We start from the raw sequence: 20,939 nt of genomic DNA, 5'->3' as shown, positions 1-20,939 counted from the left end.
GTTCCTCCAATATCGGCGGTTATGGATCCCGGGCTCTCGCCTTCGGCGAGCCCCGGGATGACGCGGAGGGCATGAATGCTGTCGAGACACTGACACCAGCCGCGAACAAGACTTCATCCGATCGAACCAACCCGCCCATCGGGCGCATGAGGGCCAGAGATGAGCGAACCGATCGTCCAGATCCGCAACCTGACCCTCGCCCTGCCGAAGGGCGCCGACCGGCCGCACGCGGTCGAGGACCTGAACCTCGACCTGATGCCGGGCAAGATCCTGTGCGTCGTCGGCGAGTCCGGCTCGGGCAAGTCGATGAGCGCCTACGCGCTCACCGGCCTCCTGCCGCGGTCGCTGAAGGTGGCGGGCGGCGAGATCCTGTTCGAGGGCCGGGACCTGCTCCGCCTCGACGAGCGCGCCTGGCGTTCCTTGCGTGGCCGGCGGATCGCGATGATCTTCCAGGAGCCGATGACGGCGCTCAACCCGGTGATGCGCATCGGCGACCAGATCGCCGAGATGTTCGAGGCCCACGACCTGCTGACGCCGAGGGAGCGGCGCGAGCGCGCGGTCGCGCTCGCCTGCGAGGTCGGCCTGCCCGACCCCGAGCAGATCGTGAAGGCCTATCCGCACCAGCTCTCGGGCGGGCAGCGCCAGCGGGCGATGATCGCGATGGCGCTGGCCCTCGAACCGGCGGTGCTGGTGGCCGACGAGCCGACGACGGCCCTCGACGTCACGACCCAGGCGCAGATCCTGAAGCTGATCCGTGCCATCCAGAAGCGCCGCAACATGGCGGTGCTGTTCATCACCCACGATTTCGGCGTCGTCGCCGACATCGCCGACCACGTCGCCGTGCTCCAACGCGGCCGGCTGGTCGAATCCGGCTCGGCCGAGGCGGTCCTGCGCCATCCCCAACACGCCTACACCAAGGCGCTGCTCGCCGCCGTGCCGAGCCTGACCCCGCCCAAGCGCGAGCCGATCACCGAGGCGCCGGTCGCCCTCTCGGTGATGGGGCTTGCCAAGACCTACGCCACCCGCGCCGGCCTCCTCGGCAAGCCCCGGGTGGTGGCCGCGGTCAAGGAGGTGAGCTTCGACTTGCGCCGGCGCGAGACCCTCGGGATCGTCGGCGAATCGGGCTCCGGCAAATCGACGACGGCGCGGCTGGCGATCCGGCTGATCGAGCCCGATCACGGTACGGTGCGCCTCGGCAGCCTCGACTTCACGGCGCTGAAGCCCACGGCACTCCGCGACGAGCGCCGGCGGATCCAGATGATCTTCCAGGATCCCTTCGCCTCGCTCAATCCCCGCCGCACCGTCGAGCAGATCATCGCCGGCGGCCCGATCGCCCACGGTACCCCGTCCCGCCAGGCGCGGGCCCGGGCGCGCGAGCTCCTCGACCTCGTCGGCCTGCCCCAGACCGCCGCCGAGCGCTATCCCAACGCCTTCTCGGGCGGCCAGCGCCAGCGCATCGGCATCGCCCGGGCCCTCGCCATGGAGCCGGACGTGCTCGTCGCCGACGAGGCGGTCTCGGCCCTCGACGTCTCGGTCCAGGCCCAGGTGCTGGCGCTGCTGGAGGATTTGAAGCAGCGCCTCGGCATCGCGATGCTGTTCATCACCCACGATCTGCGCGTGGCGGCGACGATCTGCGACCGGATCGCCGTGATGCATCGCGGCGAAGTCGTCGAGATGAACCGCACCGAGGCGTTGTTCCGGGCGCCGGAGCATCCCTACACAAGCAGCCTGCTGGCGGCGGTGCCCGGGGCGCTGTTCGCCGAGACGGCGTGAGGAGGCGGTACGATTTCATCGTAACTAACTTCAATATTCTTCAAGCGCGAGATCCCCTCTCCCGTGTGGGAGAGGGGTAGGGGTGAGGGTGACACGCTTCAGTGTGAAGCACGGAGCGTGGTGCTGGCAGCGAGGCGGTTCAGTATTCTGCGGAATCGTAGCACCCTCACCCCCAGCCCCTCTCCACATGGGAGAGGGGAGCGCGCTCTATTCTTTTGCGCACCGAACAAGCAGAAATCGCATTGAGATCGCCCGCACCTCTCGCGCGTCCGGTGGTAGATCCGCATGGTCCCCCGAACCCCGCGAGCCCGACCCCATGGTGCCCTCCTCCCCCCGCTCCGCCCCGCGGCCGGCCTTCGCCCGGTGGATGGGCACCACCAACCAGATCACCCGCACCTTCCTCGCCGCCGGCGCGATCCCCGACCTGATCAACGTCGCCGGCGGCCTGCCCGACCCGAACATCTACCCGACGGAGCGCATGGCCGGGATCGCCCGCTGCGCCGTCGCCGAGCATCCGGACGAGGTTCTGGGCTACGGCCCGGTCGAGGGGCTGCCGGCCCTGCGGGACGCCCTCGCCCGGCGCCTCGGGTCGCCCGCCCTGCCGCTGACCCGCGACAACGTGCTGGTGACCACCTCGGGGATGCAAGCCCTCGACCTCGTCGGCAAGGTGCTGCTGGACGAGGGCGGGCTGATCGCCGGCCAGCACCCGACCTATCTCGGCGCCCTTGACGCCTGGCGGCCGCGCTCGCCGTCCTTCCGCAACCTCGTGCTCGACGCCCCCGGCTTCGACGCCCACGAAGGCTTGGCGGGCGCGCAATTCGCCTACGTGGTGCCGAACTTCTCCAATCCCACCGGGCGCCTCGTCGGCCTGGAGACGCGCCGGGCCCTCGTCGCGGCGGCGCACGACACCGGCACCTGGCTCGTCGAGGACGATCCCTACGGCACCCTGCAATACGACGGCGCGCCGCTGCCGCGCCTGATCGAGCTGTCGGCGCAAGGAGCGCCGGGCGAGCCCTATGCCGGCCCGGTCGTCTCGCTGGGCACGCTGTCGAAGGAGATCGCGCCGGGTCTGCGCATCGGCTGGATCGTCGCGGCGCCCGCGATGATCGAGGCGCTGACGCTCGCCAAGCAGGGCTCGGACCTGTGCACCAGCGGCGTGACCCAGCGCATCGCGCTCGCGGCGATCGAGACGGGCCTCGTCGAGGCGATCCGGCCGGCGGTCGTCGCGCTCTACCGCGCGCGCCGGGACGCGCTCTGCGCCGCGCTCGCGACGCACCTCGCCGAGTGGTTCACCTGGGAGGTGCCGGTCGGCGGGATGTTCGTCTGGGCAACCGCCCGGGATCCTGGCTTCGACACCGACGCGCTGCTCCCGCACGCCCTCGCGGCGGGAATCTGCTACGCGCCGAGCAGCGTGTTCGACGCCGGCGGGGCGGACAGGCGGGGGATGCGGATCAACTTCACCCTCAACCCGCCGGAACGGCTGGACGAGGGGATGCGGCGACTCGCGGCGGCAGTCGCCGCACTTCGGCGCGCGACCTGATCCCGCCCGTCACCGTCCGGAAACGATCGGCCACGGAGCGGAAATCAGACTTGCTATAAAGTTGCGCACAATCCAAAGTGCCCCTCGGTAAATCCGAGGAAACGCCCTGATGATCCGGTCCCTCTCCCTCCTGGCCGGCGCCGCCGCGCTCGCCTCTCTCGTCGCGCCCGCAGCCGCGGAGGAGGCGGATCCCGCCGCCATCGTCGCCCTGCAATTCGCCGTCAGCGGCGACCACAAGGGCGTGCGCGCCAGCGGCGCCAAGGGCGTCTGCCTCAAGGGCACGTTCACGCCGGCCTCCGACGCGGCGAGCCTGTCGAAGGCGCCCCAGTTCAGCAAGGCCGTGCCGGTCACCGCCCGCTTCTCGATGGGCGGCGGCAACCCGAAGATCTCGGACAAGACCAAGGCGACCACCCGCGGCTTCGCGATGCGGATGGCCGATCCCGCCGGCGACCTGACCTTCGTGATCATCTCCGCCCCGGTCTTCTCGACCAGGACCCCGGGCCAGCTCCTCGACTTCCTGAAGGTCCGGGTGGCGGGGCCGGACGGCAAGCCGGATGCCGAGAAGATCAAGGCCTTCGCGGCCCAGAACCCGGAGACCGGCCGCCAGGCGGCGTGGCTCAGCGCCCGGCCGGTGCCGGCGAGCTTCGCGGGCACCGATTACTGGGCGGTCCACGCCTACACGCTGACGAACGCCAAGGGCGACAAGACGACGGCCAAGCTCAAGTTCGTCGCCGCCGACAAGGCGACCCTCTCGGACGAGGAGCTGAAGGCCAAGCCCGACGCGTTCTACGCCGATGAATTGAAGGAGCGGCTGTCCCGCGGCCCGGCGAAGTTCGACCTCGTGGCGATCCTGGCCGAGCCGGGCGACCCGACCGCCGACGTGACCGCGACCTGGCCGGAGGACCAGCGCAAGACGAAGACGCTCGGCACCCTGGCGATCACCGAGATCGCGCCCGACGCGACCTGCGACGCCGCCACCTTCGATCCGGTCGTCGACCTGCCCGAGGGCATCGCCGGCCCGGCCGACGACCCGATGTTCGCGATCCGCTCCCCGGCCTACGCGGTGTCGCTGTCGCGGCGCTCGAACTGAGGGCTGCCCGTCTCGCGGGAACAGGACTGCGAGAAAGGGTTTTCCGTCCCACCCGCAGCCTCATCCTGAGGTCGGGGGTGGGATGAGGGATACCGGCAGTTCAACGCTTGTCGGACCTGCTCAGCAGACTTGAAACCCTCCATCGTCATTCCGGGCTCCGCTGCGCGGCCCCGGAATGACGATGGAGGGAATGAACCCGGTGGAGAGATCCGAAGTCCTCTCAGGCCACCGCCCACTCCGCCCGCCGCGGCGCTACGACTACCTCCCCCTGGCGCACCTCCTCCACCTCCCGGCACAGCATCCCGGCGAGCACCCGGGCGCGCTCGGCCCAGTGGTCGCGCTCGGCGCGAAGGGCCGCGAGTTCGTCGCGACCCGCGGCGAGGGCGACCGCGAGGTCGTCGACCTCGGCCGAGAGGGCGTGGGCCCGGTCGCGCTCGCGGGCGAGCGCGGTCCGGAGCACCGCGAGCGCCGCGGACCCCGCCTCCGGCAGGGACGCCTCGGCCGGACGGACGGCCGCCACCGGCGGGACCGCCGCCGCAACAGGCGCCTCCGCGGCGACCGCGCGAGGGCCGGTCGGAGCCTGCATCGGCGCGGGCGCGACCGTGATCGGGACGCCCTCCTCCTCCAGCACGAGGCCGTGCAGCATCGCGAACACCCCGTCGCCGTCCAGGCGCGCGAGGTCGAAGCCGCTCTCGGCCGCGAGCCCGCACCACAGGGCCTGGCCGCGGGCGGACTGGCCGACGAAGGCCATCGACCAGTCGGGGAAGCCGCGGGTCTCGGCCGGGCCGCATTGCAGCACCGTGACGTCGCCGTGGCGCTCGTCGCGCTGGATGCGCTCGAAGGTCTCCTCCACGCCGGCCCGCGGCCCTTCCAGCACCTGCGCGAAGGCGCCGCCGTTGAACATCAGGGCGCCGGTGACGCCGGCCGCGCGGTTGTTGGTTTTCGAGGCGTCGAGGATCTGGCGCATGGCCGCCGCGACCTCGTGGTCCGGGCCCTGGATCAGGTTCCTGCTGGCATAGACCAGGCGGTAGAGGTCACTCATGACGGGCTCCGGCATGGCGGGCTTCCGGGAATTGCGGCGGCGAGCAGGGTCAGGAGGGCATCGGCCGTCAGCGGCCGGCTGATCAGGTAGCCCTGGACGTCGGTGCAGCCCTCGGCCCGGATGCGCCGCAGCTGCTCGGGCGTCTCGACGCCCTCCGCCACCGTGGTCATGCCGAGGCTGCGGCCGAGGCCGGCGATGGCCCGGATGATCGCCTCGCCGTCGGCCTTGGTGCCCGCATCCGTCCCGGTGCACAGGCCGGCGACGAAGGAGCGGTCGATCTTGATCTTGTCGAACGGGAAGGCGCGCAGGTAGCTCAGGGACGAGTAGCCGGTGCCGAAATCGTCCATCGACACCCGCACCCCGAGGGCGCGCAGGCGGTGGAGGGTGTGCAGGGTCTTGTCGTTGTCCTGCAAGAGCACGCCCTCGGTGATCTCGACCTCGAGCCGTGCCGCCGGCAGGCCGGTATTGGCGAGGGCCGACACGATGGTCTCGACGAGGCGGTCGCTCGTGAACTGCGCCGGCGAGACGTTGACGGCCACCGTCAGGGGTTGGGGCCACGCGGCGGCGTCGCGGCAGGCCTGGCGGATCACCCACTCGCCGATCGGCACGATCAGGCCGATCTCCTCGGCGAGCGGGATGAAGTCGACAGGCGAGACCAGCCCGCGCTCCGGATGGTGCCAGCGGATCAGCGCCTCGCAGCCGACCAGCCGCTCGTCGGCGAGGTTCATCTGCGGCTGGTAGTGGAGCTGGAACTCGCGCCGGGCCAGCGCCTGGCGCATGTCGAGCTCGAGGCGCCGGCGCGCCTGCATGCGCGCGTCCATCGCCGGCTCGAAGAACCGGAAGGTGCCCCGCCCGTCGAGCTTGGCGCGGTAGAGGGCGAGGTCGGCGTTCTTCAGGAGCCGGTCGGCATCCTGCCCGTCGGCCGGCGCCAGGGCGACGCCGACGCTCGCCCCGATCGAGAGCAGCTGGCCCTCGATCATGTAGGTGCGGCCGACGAGGTCGACGACGCGGCGCGCCAGCGCCTGGGCCTCGCCCGGCTCGGCCACGCCGGCCTGCAGCACCACGAACTCGTCGCCGCCGATCCGCGCGACGGTGTCGCCGGCCCGGACCATCGCGCGCAGCCGGTCGGCCACCTTGCGCAGCAGCGCGTCGCCGACCGGATGGCCGAGCGTGTCGTTGACCGGCTTGAAGCGGTCGAGATCGACGAGGAGGACGGCGCAGCCCTCGGCCTGGCGCTCCAGGCGCGCCAGCGCCGCGTCGAGGTGCTCGCGCAGCTGCAGGCGGTTCGGCAGGCCGGTGAGGGGATCGAGGCGGGCGAGGTCGTGGGCCCGGCTCTCCGCCGCCCGGCGCAGGCTGACATCCTCCAGCACCAGGGCGACGCCCTCGCCCGGGACGTCGTGCATCTCGACCTGGACGCTGTGGCCGCCCGCCGCCACGTCGAGGACGGCCCCGCCGACGAGGCGCCCGTGGATCTCCCGCGCGGACAGGCCGGAGCCGGCGCGGGCGAGGCGCAGGAGCCGCCGGAGGCTCGGCGTGCCGTGAAGGCCGAGCCGTTCCAGCAGCGCGCGGGCCGGCGCGGTGCAGACGGCGACGCCGCCGTCGGGGTCGATCAGCACGAATCCGTGCCGGACCGCGTCGAGGCCGCGGGCGAGGCGCCGGGTCGCGGCGGGGTCCGGCCCGTCCGGGCGCACGGCGGCGCGGACCGGCACAAAGCGCGGCTCGGCCGACAGGAGGGCTGTCATGGGGGTGTCGGGCTCCGCGAGGGGCGCCGGGGCGGCGCAGCGCGATACTGGGTAGGACTATATTGAAACGATGAACGCTTCGTCTCGCTTGTTGGCGGACCGGAAGATCCGGCGCTGCGTCGCGCGTTTCCGGGGTACCGTTCGGCTGATCCCGGAAGCGCGCTCAACTGCAACGTGGCAAGAGACGACAAGCTCCGCCGGATCGTCGTGCATGGCTAATGGATGGTGATCGGCCGGATGGCGTGCCGGTGATCGGGATAGCGGCACGGAGACGGACGGGCGCGGTCGCCCCAGCTTCACGGTAGCGAGGGACGACGCACGGGTTTACGTCACGCGGCCGGAGCGGCCGGCGCCGCGCGCGACCGCAGCACGTCGAGCCGGTAGGAATGCGCGCGGACCTGCCGGTCGAGCGCGAGGGTCTCGCGGCTCTCGCGGATGAACAGGTCGGCGGCCTCGTCGCCGCTCAGGGGATAATGCGTCTCGCCGGTCCAGTGCACCAGGACGACGTCGCCGCCGGGACGCAGGCTCCCGCGCACCCGGGCCGCGAGGCGGGCGACGTCGCCGGCATCCAGGTAGTAGACCACTTCCGAGAGCAGGATCAGGTCGAAGGTGCCCTCCGGCCACTCGCCCGGCACCTGGGCCCGCATCAGGCGTACGCCCGGGAGGTCGCGGCAGCGCGCGCGGGCCTGGTCCAGGGCGGCCTCGGCCACGTCGAGGGCGGTGAGGGTGTCGCAGCGGGGCGCGAGCGAAGCCGTCAGCACCCCGATCGAGCAGCCGATCTCGAGGCCAGCCGCGTAACGCGGGCGTGGCAGGGCCGCGAGGGTGGCGTCGTACTTGTCGCGTTCGTAGGCGCTCGTCTCGAAGTTCCATGGATCGGGATCGGCGGCGTAGCGCTCGTCGAAGTAGCCGGGCGGCAGCGAGGTCGTGTGGCGGGTCATCGCGGCCTCGTCATAGAGCGACGTCGAGGAAGATCTCGTGGTCCCGCGCGAAGCGGGCGAGCATCGCCGGCTCCAGGCGAAAGCCCTGCGGATCGTCGTCGATCAGGTCGGTGGTCTGCGAGCGGTGGGCGGCGATGGCCGCCGCCTTGGCGCGCAAGTGGCGGGAAACCGAGAGGCGGACGCCTCGGGGCTCTCCGTCGATCTCGGTCTCCGGCGGCAGCGTCCAGCCCCAGACCGGGTAGGCATGAAGGGACACATCCCCGAGGAGGTCCCGCGCGCGGCGGGCGAGCGCCGCGCTCGCCGCGTGGTCGCAATGCGGATCGTGCTCCCAGGTCACGAACAGGGCGCCCGCCCCGCAGGCCCGGGCGGCCTCGGCAATCGCCCGGGCCGCGACTTCGGCCTCGGGACCCGAATGCGGCACGAACCGGTCGGGCAGGCGCAGGAAGGCGACGTGCTCGGGGCCCAAGCCCAGGCATTCCGCCGCCGCCAGGGTCTCGGCTTCGCGCAGACGCCGCAGGCGCTCGGGCGGGTGGGTCCTGGAATTCGGATGCGAGCCGATTCCGTCGCTCACCACGACGAGGCGGACCGGGATGTGTCGGGCGCAGGCCTCGGCGATGAGCCCGCCGCAGCCGAGGCTCTCGTCGTCGGGATGGGGCGCCACCACGACGATCCCGCCGGCCGGCACGAGGTCGCGCAGGGAGCCCTCGGGCAGCGCCTCGGCGGCGGCGAGGAAGACGTCGGCCCGCATCATCGCGGCTCCCAGAGCGCGGCGACCGGCCCGTCGGCGGCGAGGATCGTGGCGGCGGCGCCGGTCAGCGCCCGGTCGGGGGCGGGCTGGCGCAGGTAGGTCGCGAGGTCGCGCGACAGCCGCTCCAGGGGATGGCCGCGCAGGAAGCCCTGGAGGCCGACCGAGCGCTGGGCGAGGCCCAGCACCTCCAGTCCCGCCCGCTCGACCGCGAGCCGGGTGAGATCGACGAAGGCGACGACCCGCTCCACGGCGAGCGCCTCCTCCGCGACGAGGGCGGCCGCCCGGGACACGAAGAGCCGGGCGCCCTCGAGGGCGATCGCCCCCTCGCCGAGGCGGGCGAGCTGGTGGGGATCGTCGCCCCGCCCGGTCCGGGCGAGATGGCCGCGCCACGCTTCGAACACCGCCTCGATGCCGCCTAACTGCACCGCCGCGAAGCGCCAGGCGCCGCCGGAGAAGTGCGGCTGGCGGTGGTAATCGTCCGGCCCGCCGAGCACCGCCTCCGGGGCGAGGCCGGCGAGGTCGACGGTGCCGGTCGCCGAGGCGCGCATCCCCTGCGCGCGCCAGGCCGAGAGGTCGGACCGCATCCCGGGCTCGAGGGCGACGACGAGCATTAGCGGCCGCCCGTCGCCGGGCCGGCGCGCCGTCACCAGGGCGCGGGTGACGCGGCCGGCGCCCGAGGCGAAGGTCTTGACCCCGGAGAGCCGACCGTCCGCGCCGAGGACGAGGCCGGCCCCTGGCGGCTCGGTGTTCCACACCCCGAACAGGTGCCCCGCGCGGGCATCGGCGAACAGGGTCCGCCGCTCCGCCGGTGCGGCGTAGCGGGCGACGAGCTGGAGCGCGTTGACATGGCCCTCGTAGACCCGGCCGAGCGCCAGGCTGCCGAGGCCAACGAGGCGCAGCACCTCGGCGAGGTCGGCCGCGCCCGGCTCCTGCCCGAGACCGGCCCCGCCCTCCCCCGCCGGCACCGGGGCGGCGAGGAGGCCTTCCTGAGCGAGGTCGGCCACGTCCTCGGCCGGGAAGCCGTCGTCGCGGTCCTGCGCGTCGGCCCGCGCGGCGGCGAGGGCCGAGACCCGGCGGGCGGCGGCGACGCAGTCGCGGGTCGGGCCGGGGAGAATCCAGGGATCACGCATTGCCGGCCTCCTCCGACGCCCGGCCGAGGGCGGGCAGGGTTGGCGGCGCCTCGGTACGGCCGGACGTGTCGGGTGCAACGAGACGCCGCCATCCTTGCCCGCCGCGCCGCAGCCCGGCGAGCAGGAGGCGGGCGGCGAGGCTGTGGCGGGGCAGCGCGCGCGGGCGCAGGGGCCGGGGGGCGAGGAGCGGGCTTGCCGCCTCGACCGCCGCGAGGACCGCCCCGAGGGTCGGGAGACCGGCGATCCGCCGCGCCTCGGCGGCCGGCACGCGCAGCCAGGGCGCCCACGATCCGGTCCGGGCGAGGCGCCCGGCCCCGTGCAGGCGCCGCAGCCGGCGCCGCCAGGCGTAGCGGAACAGGGCGCGGGCGAGGGGTTCGAGGCGCGGGTCGCACGGGGTCTCGGGCACGGCGCAGCGCTGCCTCATCGTGTCGGCGCAGCCGCCCGGGGCGCGGCCGTCGAGCCGCCCCGAGGTGACGACGACGAGGCCGGGAGCGTGGCGCACCCGGGCATCCGCTTGCAGCAGGGCCGCCACGAAGGCCCGGTCCTCGCCCAGCGCCAAGGCCGGCATGCCGCCGGCGGCGCGGTAGGCCGCGAGGCGCACCGCGAGGCTCGCCCCCGAGCGGGTGGCGTGGCGCGGCCAGGGATCGTGCGCGACCGGGTCGATGAGCGATTCGAGGGCGACGAGCAGCGCCTCGTAGGTGCCCTCCCGGCGGCCGCGGGCGTGGAGCGCGTCCGGCAGGCGCGCGGCCTCGGCCGCGTCGAGGGCCACCGTGCCGGCGACCGCGTCGGCGCCCTGCGCCAGGGCCGCGAGGTTGCGCGCGACCCAGTCCGGCGGCACCCGGCTGTCGGCATCGGTGGTCAGGATCGCGCCGTCCGGCACCGCGTCTTCTTCCAGCCAAGCCGCGGCGGCTTCCATCGCCTCGCGCCTTGCCCATCCGGCCTGCGCCCCGGCGAAGTCGCGCGCGATCACCCGCACCGGCACGTCCAGGTCGGGCACGAGCGCCGCCACGGCCTCCGCCGTGCCGTCGGTGCAGTTGTTGAGGAAGAGGACGATTCCGAGGTTCTCCGCCGCGATCCCCTCCTGCGCCGCCAGCGCGCGGAGGCAGGGGCCGATCCGGTCGACCTCGTTGCGGACCGGCACGGCGACGATGCAAAGCGGCGCGGGCGGGCCGCCGGAATCCAATCCCCGGGTTCGGTCCCGGTTGTCCGAATGGGTCACGCGCAGCGTCTCCGGCGGGCCGAACGCGCCCCCGGACAGACACATATGTCATACTCCACCCCAGTCTCTGGGGTGCGACCAAATCGACCGCTTCTCCCTGGAAGTCCGGCTTGCCTCCCGCGATCGAGTCACAGGCGGCGGACCGCCCCGTTCCGGGACGCCCGAGTGTGTCTGCCGTCAAGTTTGCGGTTACAAACCTTCGCCGGCGCCCCCGATGCGGAGCGGCCGGCGCTCGGCTATCGTGGCCGTATGACCGGATGCGCCGCCTCCCGCTCCCGCCGCCGCCTCGCGGCTTTCTCCCCCCGCCGCCTCGTGGCCTGCCTCACCCTCGGCCTCGGCGCCCTCGCGCCGGATCCCGGTAGGGCGCAGGGCCTCGTCGGCTTCGGCTTCCTCCCCGTCTTCGCCTGGCCCGAGACTACTTGGCCGAAAAGCCTCGAAGAGGAACCCGGCGTGGATGGCCGCTGGTCCGGCTCCTACGCCCGGATGTCGACCGGGTTCGAGGCGGTGTCGTCGCGGCGGTTCGGCAGCTATGCCGGGCCGACCATCGGCTTCGAGGGCGGGCGGCTCTGGCAGGAGGGCCGGTTCGTCTACGGCATCTCCGGCGGGTTCGACTACCTCGCGGCGACCTCCGGCGGCCTGACGCCGGGCTTCGGGGCCTTGAGCTACACCCGGGACTTCGCCGGGGCGGTGCAGGTGAAGGTCGGCGCGCTGCTGACGCCGGAGGTGCTGCTCTACGCCCGCGGCGGCGTGGCGGCCGTGCACGGCACGATCCGGGCCGGGGCGACGCCGGTCTCGGGCCCGTTCTCGCGCGACGACATCGTGGTCCTGCCGAACGCGCATGTCGGGGTGGAGTGGGCGATCACCGACCGCCTGTCGGTCGCCGTCGAGGCGGGCGTGCTCGGCGGCGGCCTGCGCTGAGCCGGGCGCGACCGTCCTTCCGTCACACGCCACAACATTGCGCATCGAAGCGGAACGCATTCGGCAACATCGAGACCCAAAAATAAATCGACCTCGACGTCGATCCGCGTCCGCGGGAACGAATCACCGGCAAAATCAACGGCATGATCCGCATCTCGACGGTATTCGTCGTCGGATCTTGCCTCGCGGGACCGGGACTTTGCCGGGCGACCGGCTCATGATGCCGCAAAATCGCCCTGTTCGGGCTTGCAGTTCTGCCCATCCAACGGCTCCGCTTGAGCCGTGACCGCCGGCTCCGGCGGGGTGCGACCCCGCGCCCTCCGGGGCGCCGGCCTGAGGCATGGGAGATCCGCATGATCCCTGACCGGACGACGCCCCGCGCATCCCCGACCGCTCCCGCGCGGGAACGCCGGCATCGGGACAGGCGCTGAGGACCGCCATGCGCCGCGCCATCATCCATATCGGCACCCCGCGCACCGGCACCTCGTCGCTGCAGATGCTGCTGCACACCCGCCGGGACGCCTTGCGCGGAGCGGGCATCCTCTACCCCGCGCTGACGCCGGCCTCGGCCGCCCACCCGCATGTCAGCCACCAGCATCTCGGCGAGACCCTGGACGGGCGCCGGCCGCGGCGGGAGCGGGGCGAATTGATCGACGCCCTCGACCGGGCGCTGGCCAGGAGCCGGGAGGAGGTCGCGCTCCTCTCCTACGAGAGCCTGTGCCTGCTGCCGCCCTGGCACCGGGCGCCGAAGCTCCTCTGCGGCCTGTTCGAGCGCCGGGGCTTCCGGCCCGAGATCCTGATGACGGTGCGCCCGCAAGCCGCCTACCTGCAATCGCAATATACCTGGCGGATCCAGTTCCTGCGCGAGGCCCGGGCTTTCGCGGCGTCGTTCGAGGCCGAGCTGCGGGCGCGGCGGTTCGATTACTGGCGCGGCCTCAAGGGCTGGGCGCGGGCGGCCGCGGGGCGCGTGCACCTCGTGCCGGTCCAGGACCGGCACTCCCCGGCTCCGCTGATCGAGCGCATCGCCGTCGAGCTCGGCCTCGCCGACCGCCTGCTGCCGCTCCTGACCCCCGCCGACCTCGCCTACCGCACCAACGAGAGTCTCGGGCCCGTCGGCGTCGAGGTGTCGCGCCGCCTGCGGGCGGGCGGGGCCGGCGGCGCGCAAGGGGCCTCCCGCGCGGTCACCGCCCGCATCGATGCCCTCGCGCACGAGCACGGCTTCGACGCCGAGCCGTTCCGGGCCCTCGACCCGGCGATGACCGCCCGGGTCGACGAGGTCTACCGCCGGCGCAACGACGCCCTCGCCCGCCGGGTCTGGGGCACCGACTGGGCCACCCGCGTCGCCGCACCGCCGCCCCGGGCGGTGAACGAGCTGGCGCGGCTCGGGCCCGAGAGCGGGCGGGAGGCCGAGGTGGCGGAGATCCTCGGGGCGATCCGGGGCGAGTTCGGCGCCCGGGTCCCGCAGGGGGCGCCCGGCCTGCGCGGCCGCTTCGGACTGGCGGCGTCCGAGTTCGCACGCTTCGCCAGGACCCTCATGTGAGGACGATCCCATGATCCAGCGCTCTCACGCCGCCGCCAGTTCCCGCCCCGACCGCGCCCGCAAGCTCGCGAGCCCGGTCAGGCTCACCACCAGGATCGCCGCCGCGTAGAGGTCGGCGGTCGCCGCGTAGCCGAGGGCGCGGGCGAGGAAGCCGGCGCCGACCGCCGGCAGGCTGAAGGCGAGGTAGCTCTGGACGTAGAAGGCGGCCAGCAGCCCGGCGCGCTCGTCGGGCTCGGCCAGCGGCATGATCGTGCCGAGGGTGCCGAGGAAGCTGGTGCCGAAGCCGCAGCCGGTGACCAGGGTGGCGAGGATCAGCAGCGGCACGCTCGCCGCGTGGATGCCGGCGACGACCCCGACGACGCCGAAAGCCGTGGTGAGCACCCCGAAGGTCAGGTTCTCCCGCGGCGGCGCGGTGCGGCGCAGGAGGACGGTGACGGCGCCCGCCACCATCAGGGCGGCAACGACGGCCCCGCCGGTGAGCGGCGCCCGGCTGCCGGTGGCCGCCGCGACCACCGAGGGCACCAGCGACAGGTAAAAGCCGCCGAGCGTCCAGTTGGCGATGTTGATCGGCGTCACCAGGGCGAGCGGCCGCCGGATCCGGGGCGGGACCGCCATGCGGGGCCGCAGCGAGGCGAGCGCCCCCGGCCGCGTCGCAGCGCTCTCGGGAATGAGCCAGACCGCCAAAGCCAGCCCGGCGAAGGTGCAGAGCAGGAGCCCGTAGACGAGGTGGAGCGGCAGCGGCGCATACTGGATCAGCGCGCTGGTGCCGAGCGCGCCGACGGCCATGCCGGCGAGCGGCGCCACCGCGTTGACGATCGGCCCGCGGGCGCGATCCACGTCGACGAGGGCGGCGCCGAGCGACGCGGCGGCGATGCCGGTGGCGAGCCCCTGCACGATCCGGGCGACGACGAGCCAGCCCGGCCCGTTCCCGACCAGCAGGAACAGGCCCATCGCCGCGGCTTCGAGCCACAGTGCCCCGGCGATCACCGGCCGGCGCCCGAGGTGGTCGGAAAGCGAGCCGGCGACGAGGAGCGCCTTGAGCAGGGCCACCGCATAGACCGCGAAGACCAGGGTGACGAAGACCGGCGAGAGCGCCAGGGTCTCCTGGTAGATCCGGTAGAGCGGCGTCGGCGCCGCCGCGGCGGCGAAGAACGCCCCGAGCGTCACGGCGTGGACGACGAGCGGGTCGACCCGCCGGAATCCTTGACCTGCGCGCATCTGTGTGTCCCTAAAGCAAATCCGTTGCGTTAAGGATCTAGCGCCGCGGAGCGCTAAAAGCAAATTCTTTGCGTTTGGAGGAGGCATGGCGATGGCGGAGAGGGAGGCGGGGCCGCGTCCGGGCGGGCGCAGCGCGCGGGTCCAGGCCTCGGTCCACCGCGCCGCGCGGGATCTCCTCGCCCGGATGGACCGGGCCGAGGTGACGATCCCGCTGATCGCCGCCGAGGCCGGCGTCACGCCCTCGACGATCTACCGGCGCTGGGGCGAGCTGAACGAGTTGCTGGCCGACGTCGCGGTCGAGCGGCTGCGGCCGGACATGGTGCCGGTCGAGACCGGCAGCGGCCGCGGCGACCTTCTGGCCTGGGCCGAGCAATATGCCGAGGAGATGTCCTCCAGCCTCGGGCGCGAGATGATCCGCGACGTGCTCGCCGCCGAGGGCGGGGCCGGGCCGCGCCGCTGCTGCGGCTATGTCAGGCAGCAGATCACGGTCATCGCGGAGCGCGCAGGCCTGCGCGGCGAGGTGTTTCCGCATATCGACACGGTGCTCGACCGGGTCGTCGCGCCGATCGTCTACCGGATCCTGTTCGACGAGGCGCTCGGGGCGGAGCGGGTGGGCGGGCTGGTGGAGACGGCGTTCTCCGCCGCTTGACAGCCCCCTCCTCGCTTCGCGGGCGGCTGCGTCCTCGCCGCCGGCCCCGGCCCGGGTCCGTGCCAGCGAGAGGCGCATGAGGCCATCGAACACGCTGACCATCAGGGCTGGCATGTGGCGCTGGCCCGCCTCGCAGGCGCGCCGCAGCGCCTTGCCGTCCACGGCCAGCACCGCGCCGCTGCGCAGAGAGTGTCCCGTGGCGGGCAGGCAGGCGGCGAGAGTTTGCTTCAGTTCGCGCGGGTCGAGCCAGCGCAGGACCCGCGAGACGGTGTCGTGGCTCGGCGAGCCGTGGCGCAAGACCAGGACTTCGCGAAACTTCGCCTCATGTCCCGCCGCGAAGTCGGCGATGTCGGCACAGGCTGTTTCGCCACACAGCAGGCCGCAGAGCGCCAGGACCAGCCTCTCGCCCAAGTCGTGGCGCACCGTCAAATCGCGCGGATCACGGACCTCGCGAAAGATCGTCAGGATCTGCTCGACCATGACCGGACCCTCCCGGTGGGACGGTCCGATCAAACCCCTTCAAATACATCATCGCAATCCGCGATCCACTCGTCTGCAATCGCCCTACCCCGCAGAGGGGGGAGGGTTCACGCGCGGGTCCGGACGCGCTCTCCTCACGCCCGCTTCAGCTTCGTGATGGTCTCGCCCGGCACGCCCGTGAAATTGTTCGACAGGAGGTAGCGCGGGCTCGCCTTGATCCAGGTGTCGAGGTCGATCTCCTCGAACTTGCCGTTGTCCCAGGTCTGGACGATCTCCAGGTCCTCGTCGCCGGTGTTCTTGATCGCGTGGCCGAAGCCCATCGGGATGTAGGCGACGTCGCCGGGCTTGAACTCGGCCACCTTGCCGCGCCCGCCGGAGCCGAACAGGGCCACCTGGCCCTTGCCCTTGAGGTAGTAGTGCCACTCGTTGGCGTTGACGTTCCAGTGCAGCTTGCGCATCTGCCCCGGCCGGATCGTCATCACGCCGCCGGACATCGTCCGCTGGATCGGCCACTCGTCGACCGTGGCGAGGCGGAAGGTGCCGCCCTCGAACTCGCGCACCGCGCGCGGATCCTTGAGCAGGCGGAACTTGTGGGTCGACTCCTTCGGCCAGGGCGCGTCGAGGGCGTCCGACACCGGGATCACCGGGCCCGCCTGGATGTAGGCCTCGCCCTTCGGGAAGGCGTCCAGCGCCTCCGGCGACAGGCCGAATTCCAGCGCCAGCATGTCCTTCGGCGTCACGTCGATCCAGTCGGTGATCGAGAACGTGCCGTGCTCCGAGAAGGCGCCGTTGTCGAAGGACAGGATGAAGTGGCAGGGCTTGTCGCCGATGGTCTGGATCGAGTGGCCGTGCCCCTTCGGGAAGTACCAGAGGTCGCCCGGCTCGTAGTTGTTGATCTCGCTGGCGCCCGACGGATCGAGCACCACCGTCTGGCAGCGCCCGTCGATGACGTAGGCCCACTCGGCCGCGATGGCGTGCCAGTGCAATTCGCGCGAGGCGCCGGGCTCGAGGAACATGTGGACGCCCGCGATCCCCTTGCTGATGGGGAACTGGTGCACCGTCGCCTCCTTGGCCCAGCCGCCGGAGGTCACCTTCGGGCTGTTGCCGTCGAGGGAGAAGCGGAAGTCGGGCATCGCCCCGACATCCTTGGGATCGTGATAGGCGACCCTGGCGCCCGGCGGCAGCGAGACCGACTGGCGACCGAAGCCGCCGTCGCCCGGGTTGCCGTGGTCGTGCTCCAGCGCCTTCGCGCCCGTCGCCACCACGCTGGCGCCGAGCGCCGCCGATCCCAGAAACAGCCGCCGCGTCTGGTCCATGATGCGTCCCCCTGCGGCCGGCCTCGCGCCGGCCGTCATCCGTCGGGCCCTGTCCCCGGGCCGTGGTGCGGCAAGCTGAGCCAAGGCGGTGCGCCCGTGAAACGCATTGTCGGCATTCGCGCATGCTGCGCATTCATGATGCCGCACGAGGATGGAATGAGGGGCGGAGATGTCCTGGTCACCGATGTCCTGGCAGGTCTGGGCGCTCGTCTCGGCGGTGTTCACGGCGCTCACGGCGGTGCTGGCCCGGGCCGGCAGCGCCGGGGCGGACTCGGACGCCGCCGCCTTCATGCGCTCGATCGTGATCCTCCTGGCCCTCGGGGCGCTCTGTTTCGCCACCGGCCAGTGGCAGGCCCTGCGGGCGCTCACCGGGCGCAATCTCGGCCTGCTCAGCCTCTCGGGACTGGCCACCGCCGGCTCCTGGGCCTGCTACTTCCGCGCCCTCAAGGTCGGCGGCGCGGCGCAGGTCGCGACCCTCAACAAGCTGTCGATCGTGCTGGTCGCCGTGTTCGGCGCGACGATGCTCGGCGAGCGGTTGTCGGGGGTGAACTGGCTCGGAGTCGGGCTCGTGGTGCTCGGGGCCTATCTGCTCACCTGGCGGGGGTGAGAGGGAGGGCGGCGGCCCTTGGTCATGTCCAGCGAGCGACGTCTCACGGCCAGACCTTGATCGCCACCGGCCGCCGCACGAGGTCGCGCTCCGAGGTGATCTCGCAGCCCTTGGTCTTCAGGGTGACGTAGAACAACATCGCGGTGTCGCCGACGGTGTCGAAGTTGCGGCCGGGCGCGGCCGGATCGATCAGCGAGGGATAGCTGACGAGCTCGCCCCCGGCGGTGCAGGGATCGTCGTAGAGCGTCGCCCCGGCGATCAGCAGGCGCGGCGCGTCCCAGGCGTAAAGGTCGCGCGACGTGCTCCAGTAGATCCCCGACCGCGAAAAGACGCCGCCGGCGGCGGCCTGGAACACCGCGATCCAGGCGCCGGTGCCGCGGTGGCGGCTCACCGAGCCGACCGGGGCCGGGAACGGGGCGATCGGAGCACAGGTGCCGGCGGGCTTCGCGCCCTTCAGGTAGGGGTTCGGGAAGCGGGCGGTGAAGCCCTTGCCGTCCCATGCGCGCCAGCGGGCGGGGTCCGCGACGTCGTCGCTGCGAAACAGGCAGACGCCGAAGGGCTGGCCGGTCCAGCCGGTGGTCGAGGCGTAGAAGTAGCGGGAGCGGCCGTCGGAAAAGATGTTCGAGGGGTTGAAGAAGCCGCGGTGGCGGCCCTGCTCGACCTCCTGGCGGAAGGGCGGGGCCGCCACCACCGTCGGCGGGCTCGCGCGGGTGAAGCTGCGCCCGCCGTCGGTGGAGCGGGCGGCCAGCACGGCGTTGTACCAGCAGGCGAGCATGCCGGTGGTGCGGCAGCGGCCGTGCTCGTCGGCGTGGTACTCCTCGTGCAGCAGCGCCTCGACCCGGATGCCGTCCTCGGTCCAAGTGGCGGTGATCCAGGTGCGGTCGTCGAAGGCCTCGGGTTCCGGCTTGAAGGCGGAATCGAGCACGATCCGGCAGTCGAGCTTCAGGCCGTCGAAGTCGCGGCCGCGCAGGGCCCGGTTGCGGTAATGCATCCCGAACAGCGCGATCCCGCCATCGGCCTCGCGCAGAGCCCGGGCGGGAGCGTCCGGCACGTCGTGGCCGTCGCAGGCGTCGCGGCCGGCCTTGAACACGATGCGGGGCGGACCGACGAGCGTGAGCGCTGAGAGCGGGGGCTCGGCGGCGGCCGGGACCGTCACGGCCGCGACGCAGAGACACGCGAGGAGGAGACGGAGGAGCATGCGGCGTCCCTGGACTTGACGGCGAAGCCTGCCCCAGAGTGCTTGAGGCTTGCTTTCGGCGATCCGCCGGATCGGCCGCCCGTCCCGAGGACTTTTTTAAGATGCTGCTCCTGATCCTCGGCCTCGCGCTGTTCCTCGGCACCCACGCCTTCACGATGGCCCGCGGCCCCCGCGCCGCGCTGATCGCGCGGCTGGGGGAGGGACCCTACAAGATCGGCTACTCGCTGGTCGCGCTCCTCGGCCTCGTCGTCACCGGGATCGGCTACGGCCAGTACCGGGCGCACGGCTACATCGAACTGTGGTCGCCCCCGGTCTGGACCCGGCACCTCGCCCTGCTGCTCGTGCTCCTCGCCTTCATCAGCTTCGTCGCCGCCTACCTGCCGGGACGAATCAAGGCACGGCTGAAGCACCCGATGCTGCTCGGCGTGAAGATCTGGGCGACCGCGCATCTCCTCGCCAACGGCGATCTCGGCTCGCTCATCCTGTTCGGGGCGATCCTGGCCTGGGCGGTGATGGCCCGCATCAGCGCCAAGCGCCGCGACGAGGTGAAAGCCCATGCGGGGCCGGTCGCCGCGCCCGCCGGCTGGCGCAACGACGCGCTCGCCGTCGTGATCGGCGTCGCGGCCTGGTTCGTCTTCGCCCGGGTGCTGCATCCCTGGCTCATCGGCGTCGCGGTCTGGCCGGGCCAGGCTTGATCCTCAACTCTTCTCGCGAGGCCTGACTTCCCGCCGGGACTGTGCTACGCGACCGGCCCTGTCGCACGGTCGCGGCGAAGAGCCCACCGGGTCCTTGGTGCGGGACCCTGGTGGAGGCGAGCCAAAGAGATCATGAGCGAGAACGAGTTCATCCGCGAGGTCAACGACGAGTACCGGCGCGACCGCCTGGCCCAGATCTGGTCGCGCTACAGCGGCGTGTTCATCGGTCTCGCGGTGCTGGTGGTGCTGGGTGTCGGCGGCTGGCGCTACTGGCAGCACGCGCAGGCCCAGCAGGCCGAGGCGGCGAGCCTGCGCTTCGAGGAGGCCCTGCGCCGCGCCAAGGGCGGCACGCCGGAAGATGCCGAGAAGGCCTTCGCGGGCGTCGCCGCCGACGCGCCGTTCGGCTACCGCCTGCTGGCGCGCCTGCGCGCCGCGGCGGAAGCCGGCAAGGCCGATCCGGCCGCCGGGGCCAAGGCCTACGCGGCGATCGCCGACGATTCCGCCGTCGGCCAGTCCCTGCGCGACCTCGCCCGCCTGCGCGGCGCGCTGCTCCTCGTCGACAAGGACGATGCCGGCGCGCTCAACAGCCTCCAGAGCCTCGCCGCCCCGTCGAGCGCCTTCCGCCACACCGCCCGCGAGACGCTGGGCCTCGTGGCGCTCAGGAAGGGCGATTTCGAGGGGGCGGGCCGCTGGTTCGACCAGATCGCCGCCGACCGCGAGACCCCCGCGGGCCTGCGCCAGCGGCTTGAGATCTATGTCGGCCTGGTGGCCGGCGGGCCGGTGCAGGTGACCGAGGCGGCGCCTCCGGCCCCCGCCGCCCCGCCGCCGCCTTCCCTGCTCGGGACGCCCCTGCCCGCACCCGACGCTCACGATTCCGACGCGCACGAGGACGCCCCGGCCCCCGAGGCTCCGGCTCCCGAGGCGACGCGCTAAGCATCATTCGCCGAAGTGGTCACCGGTTCGGCGGCAAAAATGATGCAAAAACAAGAATCTAAGCGGAGTTGCCCCGTGCAGCTCTGCTTAGAACTCCCCCGTAGCGCGGGGCTCTTTCGTCCCGCATCATGTTGAAGAGGGCGGCGCGCCTCGCGGCGTGCCC

Annotated in this window: 18 protein-coding genes; 9 read left to right on the top strand and 9 right to left on the bottom strand. The window is 72.7% G+C overall.

The annotated features are described in order from the left end of the window. The first annotated feature begins 159 nt into the window (after positions 1–159). The 3 genes from BM430_RS15160 to BM430_RS15150 all read left to right on the top strand — a co-directional run bounded on the left by BM430_RS15160 (position 160) and on the right by BM430_RS15150 (position 4,403). Positions 160–1,773, top strand: a complete 1,614-nt coding sequence (locus BM430_RS15160; RefSeq protein ID WP_093568096.1) for an ABC transporter ATP-binding protein — start codon at positions 160–162, stop codon at positions 1,771–1,773. A 316-nt stretch (positions 1,774–2,089) separates the two neighbouring features. Then, positions 2,090–3,313, top strand: coding sequence for an aminotransferase-like domain-containing protein (locus BM430_RS15155; protein ID WP_093568095.1), 1,224 nt, complete (start codon positions 2,090–2,092; stop codon positions 3,311–3,313). A gap of 109 nt (positions 3,314–3,422) precedes the next feature. After that, complete coding sequence (locus BM430_RS15150; protein WP_093568094.1) at positions 3,423–4,403, top strand: catalase family peroxidase; 981 nt, start codon at positions 3,423–3,425, stop codon at positions 4,401–4,403. Positions 4,404–4,623: 220 nt separating this feature from the next. On the opposite strand, the gene BM430_RS15145 is transcribed toward BM430_RS15150, so the two are convergent. From BM430_RS15145 to BM430_RS15120, 6 genes are all read right to left on the bottom strand, one after another. Then, entirely contained in the window at positions 4,624–5,445 is an 822-nt protein-coding gene (locus BM430_RS15145) for a BLUF domain-containing protein (protein WP_093568167.1), read from the bottom strand. Next, positions 5,442–7,187, bottom strand: a complete 1,746-nt coding sequence (locus BM430_RS15140; RefSeq protein ID WP_093568093.1) for a putative bifunctional diguanylate cyclase/phosphodiesterase — start codon at positions 7,185–7,187, stop codon at positions 5,442–5,444. The genes BM430_RS15145 and BM430_RS15140 overlap by 4 nt, the downstream gene beginning before the upstream one ends. Before the next feature lie 329 nt (positions 7,188–7,516). Beyond that, positions 7,517–8,125 carry a class I SAM-dependent DNA methyltransferase gene (locus BM430_RS15135; protein WP_093568092.1) on the bottom strand — a complete coding sequence of 203 codons (609 nt, stop codon included), beginning with the start codon at positions 8,123–8,125 and terminating at the stop codon, positions 7,517–7,519. 10 nt (positions 8,126–8,135) lie between these two features. Then, a complete protein-coding gene (locus BM430_RS15130; RefSeq protein ID WP_093568091.1) occupies positions 8,136–8,873 on the bottom strand; it encodes a PIG-L deacetylase family protein in 738 nt (245 codons plus the stop codon). Further along, a complete protein-coding gene (locus BM430_RS15125; RefSeq protein ID WP_093568090.1) occupies positions 8,873–10,003 on the bottom strand; it encodes an acyl-CoA dehydrogenase family protein in 1,131 nt (376 codons plus the stop codon). Before BM430_RS15125 ends, BM430_RS15130 begins: the two co-directional genes overlap by 1 nt. After that, positions 9,996–11,222 carry a glycosyltransferase family 2 protein gene (locus BM430_RS15120; RefSeq protein ID WP_244539501.1) on the bottom strand — a complete coding sequence of 409 codons (1,227 nt, stop codon included), beginning with the start codon at positions 11,220–11,222 and terminating at the stop codon, positions 9,996–9,998. The genes BM430_RS15125 and BM430_RS15120 overlap by 8 nt, the downstream gene beginning before the upstream one ends. Positions 11,223–11,471: 249 nt before the next feature. Here BM430_RS15120 and BM430_RS15115 point away from each other — a divergent pair, with 249 nt between their 5' ends. Continuing rightward, positions 11,472–12,140 (top strand): outer membrane protein, encoded by a 669-nt coding sequence (locus tag BM430_RS15115; RefSeq protein WP_093568088.1) that lies wholly within the window; start codon positions 11,472–11,474, stop codon positions 12,138–12,140. Positions 12,141–12,579: 439 nt separating this feature from the next. Beyond that, on the top strand, positions 12,580–13,680 hold the full coding sequence (locus tag BM430_RS15110; protein ID WP_093568087.1) for a hypothetical protein: 1,101 nt from the start codon (positions 12,580–12,582) through the stop codon (positions 13,678–13,680). A 24-nt stretch (positions 13,681–13,704) separates the two neighbouring features. On the opposite strand, the gene BM430_RS15105 is transcribed toward BM430_RS15110, so the two are convergent. After that, the gene (locus BM430_RS15105; protein WP_093568086.1) at positions 13,705–14,898 is read right to left on the bottom strand and encodes an MFS transporter; all 1,194 of its coding nucleotides are present in this window, start codon (positions 14,896–14,898) and stop codon (positions 13,705–13,707) included. A 91-nt stretch (positions 14,899–14,989) separates the two neighbouring features. On the opposite strand from BM430_RS15105, the gene BM430_RS15100 reads away from it, so the two are divergent. Continuing rightward, entirely contained in the window at positions 14,990–15,547 is a 558-nt protein-coding gene (locus BM430_RS15100) for a TetR/AcrR family transcriptional regulator (protein WP_093568085.1), read from the top strand. 614 nt (positions 15,548–16,161) lie between these two features. Here the strand turns inward: BM430_RS15100 and BM430_RS15090 are convergent. Next, positions 16,162–17,343, bottom strand: a complete 1,182-nt coding sequence (locus BM430_RS15090; RefSeq protein WP_093568084.1) for a cupin domain-containing protein — start codon at positions 17,341–17,343, stop codon at positions 16,162–16,164. Positions 17,344–17,512: 169 nt separating this feature from the next. Between BM430_RS15090 and BM430_RS15085 the strand changes: the two genes are divergently transcribed. Beyond that, positions 17,513–17,950 carry an EamA family transporter gene (locus tag BM430_RS15085; protein ID WP_093568083.1) on the top strand — a complete coding sequence of 146 codons (438 nt, stop codon included), beginning with the start codon at positions 17,513–17,515 and terminating at the stop codon, positions 17,948–17,950. Between the two features lie 43 nt (positions 17,951–17,993). On the opposite strand, the gene BM430_RS15080 is transcribed toward BM430_RS15085, so the two are convergent. Further along, on the bottom strand, positions 17,994–19,148 hold the full coding sequence (locus tag BM430_RS15080; protein WP_093568082.1) for a hypothetical protein: 1,155 nt from the start codon (positions 19,146–19,148) through the stop codon (positions 17,994–17,996). Between the two features lie 101 nt (positions 19,149–19,249). Between BM430_RS15080 and BM430_RS15075 the strand changes: the two genes are divergently transcribed. Both BM430_RS15075 and BM430_RS15070 read left to right on the top strand, forming a co-directional pair. Beyond that, positions 19,250–19,843, top strand: a complete 594-nt coding sequence (locus BM430_RS15075) for an NnrU family protein (RefSeq protein WP_093568081.1) — start codon at positions 19,250–19,252, stop codon at positions 19,841–19,843. Between the two features lie 129 nt (positions 19,844–19,972). Next, on the top strand, positions 19,973–20,776 hold the full coding sequence (locus BM430_RS15070; RefSeq protein ID WP_177303058.1) for a tetratricopeptide repeat protein: 804 nt from the start codon (positions 19,973–19,975) through the stop codon (positions 20,774–20,776). Positions 20,777–20,939: the final 163 nt, after the last annotated feature.

The sequence above is a fragment of the Methylobacterium sp. 174MFSha1.1 genome (assembly GCF_900116815.1).
GTDB lineage: Bacteria > Pseudomonadota > Alphaproteobacteria > Rhizobiales > Beijerinckiaceae > Methylobacterium.
The sequence above is the reverse complement of the archived record's forward strand: the minus strand, read 5'-3'. Positions and strand labels throughout refer to the sequence as shown.

Excerpts from the sequence above, each read along its gene's own strand:
- BM430_RS15125 (WP_093568090.1), bottom strand. The coding sequence starts at position 10,003 with ATGCGTGATCCCTGGATTCTCCCCGGCCCGACCCGCGACTGCGTCGCC.
- BM430_RS15075 (WP_093568081.1), top strand. The coding sequence starts at position 19,250 with ATGCTGCTCCTGATCCTCGGCCTCGCGCTGTTCCTCGGCACCCACGCC.
- BM430_RS15105 (WP_093568086.1), bottom strand. The coding sequence starts at position 14,898 with ATGCGCGCAGGTCAAGGATTCCGGCGGGTCGACCCGCTCGTCGTCCAC.
- BM430_RS15140 (WP_093568093.1), bottom strand. The coding sequence starts at position 7,187 with ATGACAGCCCTCCTGTCGGCCGAGCCGCGCTTTGTGCCGGTCCGCGCC.
- BM430_RS15110 (WP_093568087.1), top strand. The coding sequence starts at position 12,580 with ATGCGCCGCGCCATCATCCATATCGGCACCCCGCGCACCGGCACCTCG.
- BM430_RS15155 (WP_093568095.1), top strand. The coding sequence starts at position 2,090 with ATGGTGCCCTCCTCCCCCCGCTCCGCCCCGCGGCCGGCCTTCGCCCGG.
- BM430_RS15135 (WP_093568092.1), bottom strand. The coding sequence starts at position 8,125 with ATGACCCGCCACACGACCTCGCTGCCGCCCGGCTACTTCGACGAGCGC.
- BM430_RS15130 (WP_093568091.1), bottom strand. The coding sequence starts at position 8,873 with ATGCGGGCCGACGTCTTCCTCGCCGCCGCCGAGGCGCTGCCCGAGGGC.
- BM430_RS15080 (WP_093568082.1), bottom strand. The coding sequence starts at position 19,148 with ATGCTCCTCCGTCTCCTCCTCGCGTGTCTCTGCGTCGCGGCCGTGACG.
- BM430_RS15160 (WP_093568096.1), top strand. The coding sequence starts at position 160 with ATGAGCGAACCGATCGTCCAGATCCGCAACCTGACCCTCGCCCTGCCG.
- BM430_RS15100 (WP_093568085.1), top strand. The coding sequence starts at position 14,990 with ATGGCGGAGAGGGAGGCGGGGCCGCGTCCGGGCGGGCGCAGCGCGCGG.
- BM430_RS15150 (WP_093568094.1), top strand. The coding sequence starts at position 3,423 with ATGATCCGGTCCCTCTCCCTCCTGGCCGGCGCCGCCGCGCTCGCCTCT.
- BM430_RS15085 (WP_093568083.1), top strand. The coding sequence starts at position 17,513 with ATGTCCTGGTCACCGATGTCCTGGCAGGTCTGGGCGCTCGTCTCGGCG.
- BM430_RS15115 (WP_093568088.1), top strand. The coding sequence starts at position 11,472 with ATGACCGGATGCGCCGCCTCCCGCTCCCGCCGCCGCCTCGCGGCTTTC.
- BM430_RS15145 (WP_093568167.1), bottom strand. The coding sequence starts at position 5,445 with ATGAGTGACCTCTACCGCCTGGTCTATGCCAGCAGGAACCTGATCCAG.
- BM430_RS15090 (WP_093568084.1), bottom strand. The coding sequence starts at position 17,343 with ATGGACCAGACGCGGCGGCTGTTTCTGGGATCGGCGGCGCTCGGCGCC.